Below are 13,372 nucleotides of genomic sequence, written 5' to 3' on the forward strand. Positions count from 1 at the left end.
ATCGTAAAGTTATTTGTATTTAGGGATAAAAAAATAGTTTAAAGCTTGTTGTGAAGTATATGGTTCCAACTGATTATTGGAAATTACTTTAACCTCATACCCCAACTCTTTCATCAACTCAATACAAGCTAACTTTCGCTGATTATCCCATAATTCAGCCATAACAATAGGCTTATACAGTTTAATTAATTGGGCTGCCCCCTGCAAAACAAAAAATTCAAAATTTTCCACATCTACTTTAATCCCCGCTATCGGCAATAATTCTTTACTCAATAAATCTTCATCTAAACTTACCATCTGAACTTGTTCTACCAGAAAGTCTTGCATGCTACCTTCATCTGTGCGATCTACTGACATGTCAATATAGCTTAGCCCTTGCTTTTTAACTCCTTGAATTATGGGTGTTTTAATAGGCACTATTTGATTGGAATTACCTAATGCCAGATGTTTGACCGTAATATTTTGGAGGCCAAAAAACTTGACTACTTTTCGGATTATAGCTGTTAACAAAGAAACTGGCTCATAACAAATGACTTGATTTTTGGGAAAAGCTTTGGCAAAAATAACACCTGTATATCCAACATTTGCCCCAATATCAATGATAGTTGATTGTTTATCGGTTTGTGCCAATTCAATAAATAAATTAAAGTCTATCTCATCTTTAAACAATCTATAACGCAAAATTTTGTAAACACTAAAAATGAATAAGTAATTGGTATAACCCAAAATCTTTTGAACAATGAACTGAACAATGCTTTTAACCTTTTGTACCATGATATCATACTTTAATTTGTTTTTTTATCGGTATGAAAATGCTTGGTAGCAACAGAGTGCTTATTGGCATTGCGTACTTTTAGTAAAGAAAGAACCTGATAAAAAATGAACTTAGGAATACCCCATAGGGATTGATAAATACGAGCATCGGTTTTATTTATTGCTAGTGCCATAATAAATCCTAAAACAAATAAGATGAACCCAAAAAACCAAATCAACGATACAAAAGGATTCAAAATTAAATTAAGCATCATGCAAAATAAACCTATCAATAAAAAAATAAACAATGGCGGCCTAAGTAAAATCAATCCGAAAAGAAATTTATTCCAATTCAACTGCAAAACCCCCTTACCAACTAATACAAACCCAAAAGAAAAATACTTAAACCAGGTATTAATCCACCTAGCCCTTTGATTAACTAATTGATCACTTTTAGAAGTTTTCTCGTCATATACAATTGCATTTTCTGCAAAAGCGATTCTATATCCTCTTGTTACAATCTCTTTTTGTAAGATCTTGTCAAATCCAGCACCAGTGATATCTTGATGTGCTAAACAATCATTATATAATTGTGTAGTAAATGCCATCCCTGATCCAGCCAATGTTGCAGATGACCCAACATTAAAAAGTACTTTACCATCATAAAAATGATAATAGATATCTCTTGCACCATCTAAAGCCGCATAAAGTGTATCTAAATTTTTTGCGTCCCTAACACCTTGTACCGCACTGTATCCTAAATCAAAATAATAATTCAATTCAATCAGGTAATTTGGATCCACCAAATTATCACTGTCAACAATAGTAAGTCTTTCATGAGGTCTTCGAAATCGTTGAATTGCATAAAAATGCGACCTAGTATTACTAGACAATACTTGTTCAGGCCTTAATACAATCACTCGTTCATCATCAAACTTCAAATCAGACACATCACATTTATCCGCAACTATATAAATTAAATAATTGCTGTAATTTAATTGCAGCAATGATTTAATGACTGAAGGAATTAATGTAGTTTGCTCGTAAGCGGTAACAATGATTGCATAATCAGCCTCTACTTTATTAATTGGAGACTTTGTTTTTTTACCATTAATAACTGCATAAATAAACAATAACAAGAAAGGTAATACAAGGTTATAGCCAACTGCAATTTGAAAAATTATCCAAAGCAATTCTATGATGTATTGAATATTCATAGCAGTTTAATTGAAGATTAAGATATTTTATTCAATCTATTAATCACTACTTTATTTAAGGCCCAACCTGCAAATTGACCGTCTAAATCTTGTAGATATTTTACACTTTGTATTTTACCATTTTTAATTTCAGCACCTGATGCAAAAACTGCAATTACTTTGTCAGCTAATACAACCCATTCTCGCGCTTTATTTAATTTATCTAAATCAGGAGCTTCAATTATAATTATATCAAATACATCCCTTAAGTAGGCTAACTTAGGTTTTACAATAGATTCATCACAAAACTCAAAAATAGAAGTATCCCCACCCCTATTTCCTAAAACACTGACCCCGCCTTCTTTGATTATTTCGGAAAGTGTTATCCTGTTTTTTAAGTAATCTTCTAGAAAGGTATTAGTACCAGTAGTTTCAGTTACTGTTGGATTATCAAAATTCCCATCAATTACTAATACTCGTTTATTTACCATTGAATATGCATAAGCTAACCCCAAAGAAATTAAAGTTTTCCCCTCTCCTTCAGTGATACTTGTCATAACTAAGAGCTTTTTATGCCCCATTTCCCTTTCAATCTCGAATCGTAGTGATCGCAATAAATTTTTAAATGCAATGGTGATTCTATTTCCTTCTCCGTTTTTCCATAAGTTAGTTAAATCTAACATGGAAGTATTTATATAGGGTAAAAATGCCAAGACAGGCAAACTAGTTTTATTGGCTAAATCTGTTGCATTTTGGATAGTGTCATCTAAATAAAATATAACAAAAAGTGCTGCTAAACAGAAAACAAAACTGATAATCCCAGCCAATGCCACCAAAATTAGCTTCTTTGAAGGTTGAGCCGGACCAGGCATTGCTAATTCAATTTGCGTTAGCTGAACAGTCATGCTAGACTCTAGTGAAGTCTGATTAAACCTATTTTGGATGTCTAAATATTCTTTCCCAGCAACATCCACCGATCCTTCATAGCTTTGAATTAATGCTTCATGGGGAACAAGCATGTCAAACTTGTCATTCAGTCTTTTTAATTCATCACTTAATGGTAGTATGCTGCTTTTTGCCTGATCTAGCGCTATTTCTAAATTAAAACGTTGCTGTACCAACAACTGCTTGTTAGCCAATGGACTCACAAGCAATCTATCTGTAGATTCTAATATTTGCTTTTCTAAAATCGCTTTTAAAGAATCTTGTGTTTGTTTTATCCTTGGATCAAAATTGCTCTTGACCAATTCATTGGTAACCGTTCGCAATTTCTCTCTTGTAGACAACATAGATTGATTAATGTCTACTACTACACTTTCAAGGTATCTCCTATCCTGTGGACTAAATTTCTTATCAATCCCTTTAATTGCCCCTCCCAAAGATTCTACATCTTTCTCTGCTAACTGTAATTTTGATTCAAAGTCAGCAATTTGGGCATAAAGGCTTTTTGCTTGTTCATTCAAATTCAATACCCTATTTCTGATTTTATAATCACGCAACAGGCGCATTTTAGCAGTCATCGAATCGAATTTCTTTTTCATTAACAAATCCAAAAAAGTGACCGCTTTTTGTTGATTCCCCTTAATATAATTAGCATAGAAAGTGATAAACTCACTATTAATTGTATTCAATACAAATGCGGATAAAAATGGATTTTCAGACTCATATTCAAAATCAATAAAATCACTATTATTAACCCTATAAATAATTACCTTTTTTTGTAAAGTAGCCTCATCATAACCCATTGAAATCAATAATTGATTAATACCAAATTGGTCTTTATCAAATAAAGAAAGTGGTTGTTTAGACTTTATATGGTCTTTAAATACTTCCAACGCATGCGCTCTGGCTTCAGGACCAATTTCATTAAGTAGTTTACTGGGTGGCCTAAATGGTTTATCGCTGGTTAAATCGTGAACGATTAATTGAAAAGATAATTGGTCAAAAATTCGTTTCAACTTAATCATTTCAATTAAGTTACTGAACTGTTGAGATACTTTATTCTCATCTTGACTCTGGTTTTTTTCTAAAAACTGTTTAGACTGATCCACAAGACCTGTAGAGATTCTTGAGCGTGATTTATAAGTATCAGGAAGCTTTCTTACTAAAAAATAGGTTATAAACACTGCTATCATTGGAACAACGACCAGTATAAATTTCCTTTTGTATAGTAATAAAAAAAACTTTTGTAATTCCATTTATTTTATCTCTTCCAGTTTTTTCCCAACCAATTCTTCCAATGTGTTTTTAGCAATCAATACAGCACTTTCTGCGTCAATTAACTTTTGTTTTTGATCACCGTTTTGGACCATTAATTTGGTATAATTTTCAAGCGTTTCCTCTCCTCTTTCATACCTAAATTTTATTTGCTTATACAATGCTTCTATGTCAATCGCATTTTGATTTTGAACCCTCAATACACTTAACGTCTGCATGTACCTAAAATACCTATTCTTTACATCTGTTTCCAAAGTAATGGAATATTGATCTGCTGTTAATTGAGCAATTGCAAGTTCTTCCCGCGACTGTTTGATAACTGTGGGCTTTTGAATGATATTACTGAAATTAATAAATAGCCCAATTTGTATACCCGTTAACGTAGCATTGGTTAAAGTTACAGATGTGCTCGGGCTATAAAAGGCAGATAGCGTAAAGAAATCAAACCAAGAGAGTTTTGCTCTTTGTAAATTATAATTTGCAAAATTGACCCTTCTAAGATTGGCCTTCATTAAGGGATAATTTTGCTTAGCAGTAAAAATTAGTTTTTCTAAAAAAGGATAAGAGAGCTCTGGAATCATTGATTCCTGAGCTTGAACCTGAACCGAATTTCCTAGGATAAAAAGCGATAAAACCCCTACGAACCAGCTTTTTCTGATTCGCTGCAAAACCCCAACCAAACTAAGCTTGAGTAAAACCGGGATATTTATATCTAAACCAATGATTTTCATAAAGATTAAAGATAAATAATATAGTTATAACGAGGGGTATAGATATCCCCACTTTATCCAATAAATGGATAAAAAAAAATAAACACATTCAATTAAGGAAAAAATTATACAGATTCCTTTTGGAGGAGTGCAGGGATTGTTCTAAGAATGAGTTTTATATCATACCAAAAACTATGATTTTCGGCGTATTTATTATCTAACATTAACCTTTCCTCTTCAGACATTTCTCCTTTTCCCCTTTTCTCTACTTGCCATAATCCAGTAATTCCAGCAGGAGCCATAAAACGCATGGCATATTTATCGGTAGTTAACTTTTCAGCTTCATATAATGGGAGCGGTCGATTACCTACTATACTCATATCCCCTATGATTACATTCCACAATTGAGGTAATTCATCTATACTACTATTTCGTATAAACTTCCCAACCTTGGTGATTCTAGGATCATCCTTTAACTTAAAAAATGCAGATCCGGCTTTTGCCTTTCTATTTTCACTATACTGCTTTTCGCACCATTGAATAGTATCTGAATAAATGGGGAATTTACAGCCTGTCCCTGCAGCTTTACATTCATCACAAAGATACTCTTCTTCAATGTTGGAAGTAGTCGCTTCTTCTGAAGTAGGTGCATATTGGTTTAAATGTTTCAAGTCTTTCAAACGCTTATCTGCGTTGACATACATAGACCTAAACTTATAGAATTTAAACGTTCTATAACCAGACCCAACCCTTAAAGCATAATAAAAAATAGGTCCCCTAGACTCCAACTTCAATAAAATACAAATGGTAAGCAGTAAAGGAGATAAAAAAATCAAGGCCATTCCTGCAAAAAATATATCAAATACACGTTTGATGAAAGGGGTCTTGTATTTATGAAAATCAGAAACAGTATTTGCGTGTTTAAGATCATCCCATTTTTCAATTAAAAGGGGGAGTCTTATTTCTAAATTTTCCTTTTTTATCGGTAATTTGAATACATCAGACACCCCTGCTTTCAGTGTCATACGTATTGTGCTTTCACTTAATTGTTGACTCACTAAAAAAAAGGGAACAGCAATATTTTTCTTATTCACAAGTGTCTCTAACAAAGAAATTCCCCCAGTACCTAATACTTCACTTTGAGATACAATTGCCACTAAATTGAACTTGCTTTTCTCCCATTCGGAAAAGAAAAGTAACGGATTTGAAAACCGCCTTAATTGGCGTCCACCCAAATTTGCTTGAGAAAAAATTCCATAAATAAAGTCATCACAATTGAGCAATACAATCGTTTGTTCTTGGGCAGGTAATTTCGTATTCATTGGACCTATTTGATGAATTTATTTTCGAATTCTACGTAAAACCACTCTAAGTCTGGCTTCTAATTCTTTGGGATTAAATGGTTTAACTAGATAGTCATCCGCTCCTGCTTCTAAACACTGTATGATCATTTCAGAGCTTTCTTCCCCTGACAGTATGATGATGGGAATGGTATTAAAAAAATCACTTGCTCTAAGCTGTTTAGTTAGTTCTAATCCCCCCATAACTGGCGTATTCAAATCTGAGATAATTAAATCGGGGATATTACCTTGTTGCAAAAAAGCCAACGCGTCTACCCCATCTTTAAAGATTTCTACTTGGTATTGAGCGCTTAAATATTTTTTTAAAATCAACTGCATGGTCATCTCATCTTCAACAACCACGATTTTTAATGTATCTGAATTAGAGAACGCCATATTTTAAAATTTTGCTAATGTAAGAAATCTAAATACATTTAAATATATAACCAATGAAATAATATTGAATTTAATCATTTTGATGTTAATGTTCTAAAAATATGAGACCCATTTCAATACCCACTTATATTAATCAATTGTACAATACTAACCCAAGGGAAATTGCCACTACTGCTTTGATTAGAGAAAGGTACACCAAAATATCCCATGACGAGCCAGCTGTTTCAATTGTAATGCCTGCTTACAACGAGGAAGCAAATATTTTACAAACTTTACTCTCTTTGAGTAATAATATTACTAATTGGCCCGTAGAGATCATAGTGGTAAATAATAATTCAAAAGACAAAACCGAAGAAATGGTAATTGCTGCGGGTATACCTTGTATAAAAGAATTAAAACAAGGTATTACAAATGCAAGAAACGCTGGGCTAGCGGTTGCAAAAGGTAAGTATATTTTAAACGCTGACGCAGATACAATTTATCCTAAAGATTGGATTGAAGAAATGGTAAAACCATTGGCAGAAAATGATAAAGTTTGTTCCGTTTATGGAAGATTTTCCTTTATCCCGATTGGAACTACAGGTAGGTTTACGTACTTTTTTTATGAATATTTTGCTGATTTCATGCGTTGGATTAATAAAATATTTAGAGATGAAGCAATGAATGCATACGGATTTAACTCAGGCTTTAGAAGGGAGCAGGGTCTCAGTGTTGAAGGATTTAATCACCCTCCAGGAACTAACGAAGACGGATGGCTTGCTTTAAAGTTGAGGGAAAAAGGATATGGAAAATTATACTATATAACCAATATTAAAGCCCTGGTTTGGACAACTGATAGACGAATTCAAATTGACGGAGGCATATTGAAAGGAACATTCAAAAGATTAAAAAGAATGATAGGGCTTTAAAATGGCTGAATGGTTGTAATTTAACCATCCATATGAAAGCAATAATTTGTACCCAATACGGTAATCCAAACTTACTAGAATTTGCTGAAATCAGTTTGCCCCCTCTTGAAAGAGACCAGGTTTCTATTGATGTTTATTACTGTGGTGTTAATTTCCCGGATACTTTAATTATACAAAACAAATATCAATTTAAACCTACTTTACCTTTTTCCCCTGGAGGAGAAATCGCAGGAATTGTAAAGGCAATTGGATCTGATGTGACTCATTGCAAAGTAGGCGATCGTGTTATGGCATTATGTGGTTGGGGAGGGATGGCTGAAGTAGTCCATGTTAAAGCAAACACTGTTTTTGTAATACCAGAAAAGATAAGCTTACTTGATTCATCAATTTGTATGTATAGTTATGGTACTGCCTATTATGCGTTAAATAATAAAGCATTATTAAAAGAAGGACAAACCTTACTAGTATTGGGTGCAAGTGGTGGTGTTGGTTCTGCTGCAATTCAATTGGCCAAATTAATGGGAGCCAAAGTAATTGCAGCTGCATCATCAGACGAAAAATTAACTTATTGCCAATCAATAGGAGCCGATATACTTATTAATTATTCAACAGAGAATTTAAAATCAAGAATTAAAGAAATTACCCAAAACAAAGGTGTTGATATTGTATTTGATCCAATCGGAGGAAGCTTGGCAGAGGATGCGCTAAAGTCTATCGCATGGAATGGCCAATATTTAATCATTGGGTTTTCGTCGGGAGAAATTCCACCTATCCCCTTTAACATCCCTTTGTTAAAGGGCTGCAGCATTCATGGTGTGTTTTGGGGGGCATTTTCCGAAAAAGAACCCCAAAAAAACAAGCAAAATTTTATCCAAATAATTCAATGGATGATGAGTAGAAAGTTAACCCAACATATTCATCATTTATATGCACTCGAAGATGCGCCAAAAGCAATTTCCGATATGCTAAATCGACAAACGAAAGGGAAAGCCGTTATTCAAATCAAAGAAGAATTAATCACTCCTCCCTTAAAAGCAGTGCATACAAACCCTACTAATAACATTAATATAGAATTAAACTCTTCACCGCATTTTGAAAAGCTAATCATCAACGGCAAAGAAAGTGTTGTTAATTTTATTGGGAAACCGATTGGTCCTGGAAACTGGCTTACCGTCACACAAAAGATGATTAATGATTTTGCTGCAACAACGCAAGATTTACAATGGGTACATATTGATGAATTAAAAGCTAAAGAATATTTACCACAAGGAAGAACCCTAGCACATGGGTATCTTACAATGTCACTAGTATCCTTTTTATTAACAGAATTATTTGAACTAAAGAATGTAGTTTCTTACTATAACTATGGTTTAAATAAAGCTAGGTTTGTTCATCCAGTAAGAGTAAATGATCAAATAAGACTAAGCGCAAAAATTGACAATTTTGAAAATTTACTCAATGGCTCTGTGAAATTATTTATACAATGCAGCATAGAAATTAAAGGAGTTGAAAAACCTGCCTATGTTGCTGAAATCATAAGCGTAATAAATTAATTAATTATGGCCAATTACACTAATATGGAATTATTGAAATTCCTTTTATTTGAAGTACATCCAATGAACAGTTTATTCAACTATGAGCGATTTGCCCACTTAAATGAGGAACAGGCGTGGATGATGATTGAATCTGCTAAATTATTAGCTGATCAGGAAATGGCCCCTTTCTTTAGAGAAATGGATGAAACCCCAGTCAAATATGATGGCAAAGGCAATGTTCAAACACATCCAGCTCTCAAAAAAATCATTTCTGCAGCTGCTGAACAAGGTTGGATTGGGGGAAGTGCATTATTTGAACACGGTGGAATGCAATTACCAGAAATGATTTTTGGAACAGCACATCATCTATTCCAAGCAGCTAATAATAGTATACAAGGCTATCTTGGATTATCAACTGGAGCAGCAGGATTGATAACTAGCTTTGGATCTATTGATCAATTAGAAAAATTTGTTCCCAAAATTTACTCAGGTGAGTGGCAAGGTACTATGGCCCTAACAGAACCACAGGCTGGCAGCTCTTTAACCGATATTACCACTTCAGCCAGATTAATAAATAATAATGAATACTCCATAAGAGGACAAAAAATATTTATTTCAGGAGGTCAACACGAAGCTTGTTCAAATTTTATTCACCTAACATTGGCTAGAATAGAAGGAGCACCTGCAGGTATTAAAGGGATTTCCCTTTTTATAATTCCCAAATTTAGACCTGCAGCAGATGGCTCTCTTGAATACAATGATGTCTATTGTGCTGGAGATTTTCAAAAAATGGGGCAACGGGGTTATGCAACAACCCACTTATCATTTGGAGATAATAATAATTGTATAGGTTATCTTGTTGGAGAACCTAACAAAGGATTAAGCTACATGTTTCAAATGATGAATGGGGCCAGAATAAGCGTAGGACTTTGTGCTGCGTCTGTTGCCATGGCAGCGTTTCAGTGCTCATTACAATATTGTAAAGAGAGACCCCAAGGAAGATTGCCAAGTGAAAAAGATCCAACCAAACCTCCTGTTAATATTATACAGCACGCTGATATTCAAAGAATGTTATTAACACAAAAAGCCATAGCCGAGGGATCGATTGCTTTAGGTATTGAGTGCAATAAATTATATGATTTATCACATGCTTGTAATAAAGAAGAACGGGCAAACTATTTATTACTCCTAGAAATACTAACCCCAATTATTAAAGCATACCCATCTGAACAAGGTAGTAGATCCGCTGCTCTGGCCATACAAACTTTAGGAGGTTATGGATTTACAACAGATTTTCCGGTACAACAACACTATAGAGATTTAAAAATCATGTCTTTGTATGAAGGCACCACAGGTATTCAAGCAATTGATTTGCTAGGCAGAAAAGTGCTTATGGAAAATGGCAAAGCATTACAGTTATTAGCAGATGAAATAAACAAAACGATTAGTGCAGCTAACTCTTACAATGAATTAAAATCAGAAGCTGAAATACTAAATAACGAACTTTCTAGAATTGCATGGATATTAAAACACTACACCCCATATGCCTTGGAAGGCAATATGGAAAAATACCTTGCAGATGCTACTGTATTCTTAGAAATGATGAGTTATACGGTTATTGGTTGGCAATGGCTTAAAATGGCCCTAAAAGCTTCTGAAAAGTTGAAAATGACGGGAATGGCCCCCAATCAAAAATCGTTTTACGAAGGGAAAATACATACCTGCCAATTTTTCTTTAAATATGAAATGCCGCATGCTTCAGCTTGTGCCACAACTTTATTAACCGATTCAACATTAACTTCAGTCAGCAATTTTGAGTTATTCGATTGATTATTTGCAGATTGGTTTTTGAATTATTTATATTTACCCATTATTAGATACATAACGTTATGCTTAAAGTAGGTGTTTTTGGAGTGGGTCATTTAGGTAAGTTTCACCTAAATAACTGGAAAGAAATTGAAGGCGTTAAATTAGTTGGCTTTTTTGACCCAAACAATGATCATGCTAAGGAAGTTACAGAACAATACGGTCTTAAAAGATTTATGGACGAGGACAAGTTGATGGACGCTTGTGATATTATTGATGTGATTACTCCAACCAATCAACATTATGAAATATGCATGAAAGCCATTAGGAAGGGTAAACATGTATTTGTTGAAAAACCCATAACACATACGCTTCAAGAAGGGAAAGACCTCGTAAATATGGTTAGAGAGGCAAATGTTAAATTACAAGTTGGACATGTTGAACGCTTTAACCCAGCTTATTTAGCAGTAAAAGACCTGAATTTAAATCCAATGTTCATTGAAGTACATAGATTAGCACAATTCAATCCAAGAGGAACAGAAGTTAGTGTAATCTTAGATTTAATGATTCACGATATTGACATTATACTCAGTTTAGTAAAAAGTGATGTAAAAAGTATTGCTGCAAGCGGAGTTGCAGTTATGACAGAAACTCCTGATATAGCTAACGTTAGAATTGAGTTTAATAATGGTTGTGTAGCAAATTTGACTAGCAGTAGAATTAGCATGAAAAAAATGCGAAAAATAAGGCTCTTTCAAAAAGATGCTTATATAGGAATTGATTTCTTAGAAAGGAAAACAGAAATCATTAAACTAAAACAGCCTGATGACCAAAATGTATTCTCATTTGACATAGATACAGCCAATGGAAAAAAGACAATTGCTATTGCCACACCTACAATTGAGCCTTTGAATGCAATTAAATTAGAGCTAATGTCTTTTGTTGACGCTATTGTAAATAATAAACCAACACAAGTAAGTGAAATAGACGGTTATCTTGCAATGGAAGTAGCACATCAAATCCTTGATAAAATAAATAATACCAGTATATTGGTTTAATGAACAATCAAATCAATATGCAAAATAGAAGAAGAAATATAAGTTTATATATAGTTAGCGATTTTATTTTCTCTTTTGTAGCACTTGTTCTATTCTATCTAATTTATCCTTCTCAAAATAATACTACATTAGCCATTCTTAACACTTCCATCAAAGGGATTGAAGTCGTTTTGAACTTTTGTTTAGTTCCGCTATTTTGGATTTTTTTTTACTTTATTACGGGCAGTTATAACAGATCATTGTATGACAAATCTCGATTAAGCGAATTAACGGCAACACTACTACATTCACTATTAGGTACATTATTATTATACTTTTTCCCGCGGTTCAGCCATATTATTCACGCTAATCATTTTTTTATTTATTTCATTTTTCAATTTATATTGATTGCAGGAGCAAGAACTTTATTACTTTTTCAAACCAAAAAAACACTTAAAAGAGGAGATGTGTTTTTTAGAACGTTAATAGTGGGAAATAATGCCAACGCAACAAAAGTTTTTGAATCACTTAATAGAAATTTCAAGTATTTAGGGTTTAAAACAATTGGGTTTGTATCTGTTTACGAAGATGATTCAAGAAATGGGTTAGCTAAATGGATCCCTTATCTCGGTCCAAGTCAACAAATTAAAAAAATAGTTGAAGAACATTTAATAGAAAGAGTAATTATTTCAATAGATAAAAAAGACAAACATTTAATAGAAGAAATTGTAAGTGGTTTAACAGAGAAAGATATTGACATCAAGCTTGTACCAGATACCATAGATATTTTAGCAGGCTCTGTTAAAACAAGTAATGTTTTAGGAGCCATGTTGATGGATATACAAACCGCTGCTATGTCTCCTGAGGAACAGCATGTAAAAAGATTAATGGACATAACAGTGTCATTTTTAGGATTGATTTTATTAAGTCCTTTAATGATTTATTTAGCGATAAGGACAGCACTTAGTTCTAAAGGTGGGGCCATTTATCAACAAGAAAGAATTGGATTTAGAGGTACTCCTTTTACAATTTATAAATTCAGGAGTATGTATACCAATGCCGAAGAAAATGGACCAGCACTATCTAGCGATAATGATATTAGAATTACACCTTGGGGGAAATTCATGCGTAAATGGAGATTAGATGAACTACCACAATTATGGAATATATTGAAAGGAGAAATGAGTTTAGTTGGACCCAGGCCAGAACGTAAAAATTATATAGATCTTCTACTAAATAAAACTCCCTATTATAGGTATCTGCTTAAAGCCAAGCCAGGACTAACTTCTTGGGGAATGGTGCAGTTTGGCTATGCATCAAGTATTGAAGAGATGATTGAACGAATGAAATACGATTTAATTTATATTGAAAATGCATCGATTTTACTAGACTTTAAGATCATGATGCATACCTTAAGAATTATACTTTCAGGAAAAGGGAAATAGCGGATGAGTTATAAAATTGAAATCATTTC

The 13,372-nt window shown here is 33.4% G+C and carries 11 protein-coding genes; 5 read left to right on the plus strand and 6 right to left on the minus strand.

The features are described 5' to 3' along the window. Positions 1–9 precede the first annotated feature (9 nt). From ACTIEI_RS08905 to ACTIEI_RS08930, 6 genes are all read right to left on the minus strand, one after another. The gene (locus tag ACTIEI_RS08905; protein WP_439505945.1) at positions 10–774 is read right to left on the minus strand and encodes an FkbM family methyltransferase; all 765 of its coding nucleotides are present in this window, start codon (positions 772–774) and stop codon (positions 10–12) included. Positions 775–785: 11 nt separating this feature from the next. Next, complete coding sequence (locus ACTIEI_RS08910; protein WP_439505946.1) at positions 786–1,970, minus strand: glycosyltransferase; 1,185 nt, start codon at positions 1,968–1,970, stop codon at positions 786–788. A 17-nt stretch (positions 1,971–1,987) separates the two neighbouring features. Next, complete coding sequence (locus ACTIEI_RS08915) at positions 1,988–4,084, minus strand: exopolysaccharide transport family protein (RefSeq protein WP_439505947.1); 2,097 nt, start codon at positions 4,082–4,084, stop codon at positions 1,988–1,990. A gap of 63 nt (positions 4,085–4,147) precedes the next feature. After that, a complete protein-coding gene (locus ACTIEI_RS08920) occupies positions 4,148–4,897 on the minus strand; it encodes a TolC family protein (RefSeq protein ID WP_439505948.1) in 750 nt (249 codons plus the stop codon). A gap of 104 nt (positions 4,898–5,001) precedes the next feature. Next, complete coding sequence (locus ACTIEI_RS08925; protein ID WP_439505949.1) at positions 5,002–6,198, minus strand: sugar transferase; 1,197 nt, start codon at positions 6,196–6,198, stop codon at positions 5,002–5,004. An 18-nt stretch (positions 6,199–6,216) separates the two neighbouring features. Then, positions 6,217–6,612, minus strand: a complete 396-nt coding sequence (locus ACTIEI_RS08930) for a response regulator transcription factor (RefSeq protein WP_439505950.1) — start codon at positions 6,610–6,612, stop codon at positions 6,217–6,219. A 101-nt stretch (positions 6,613–6,713) separates the two neighbouring features. Here ACTIEI_RS08930 and ACTIEI_RS08935 point away from each other — a divergent pair, with 101 nt between their 5' ends. The 5 genes from ACTIEI_RS08935 to ACTIEI_RS08955 are packed head-to-tail and all read left to right on the plus strand — an operon-like array spanning position 6,714 to position 13,343. Continuing rightward, complete coding sequence (locus ACTIEI_RS08935; RefSeq protein WP_439505951.1) at positions 6,714–7,520, plus strand: glycosyltransferase family 2 protein; 807 nt, start codon at positions 6,714–6,716, stop codon at positions 7,518–7,520. Between the two features lie 32 nt (positions 7,521–7,552). Further along, complete coding sequence (locus tag ACTIEI_RS08940; RefSeq protein WP_439505952.1) at positions 7,553–9,073, plus strand: zinc-binding dehydrogenase; 1,521 nt, start codon at positions 7,553–7,555, stop codon at positions 9,071–9,073. Positions 9,074–9,079: 6 nt separating this feature from the next. Continuing rightward, complete coding sequence (locus ACTIEI_RS08945; protein ID WP_439505953.1) at positions 9,080–10,885, plus strand: acyl-CoA dehydrogenase; 1,806 nt, start codon at positions 9,080–9,082, stop codon at positions 10,883–10,885. Positions 10,886–10,944: 59 nt separating this feature from the next. Then, on the plus strand, positions 10,945–11,919 hold the full coding sequence (locus ACTIEI_RS08950) for a Gfo/Idh/MocA family protein (RefSeq protein WP_439505954.1): 975 nt from the start codon (positions 10,945–10,947) through the stop codon (positions 11,917–11,919). Then, positions 11,919–13,343, plus strand: a complete 1,425-nt coding sequence (locus ACTIEI_RS08955; protein WP_439505955.1) for a sugar transferase — start codon at positions 11,919–11,921, stop codon at positions 13,341–13,343. The genes ACTIEI_RS08950 and ACTIEI_RS08955 overlap by 1 nt, the downstream gene beginning before the upstream one ends. Positions 13,344–13,372 lie beyond the last annotated feature (29 nt).

The organism is Sediminibacterium sp. (genome assembly GCF_051860225.1).
Lineage (GTDB): Bacteria > Bacteroidota > Bacteroidia > Chitinophagales > Chitinophagaceae > Sediminibacterium.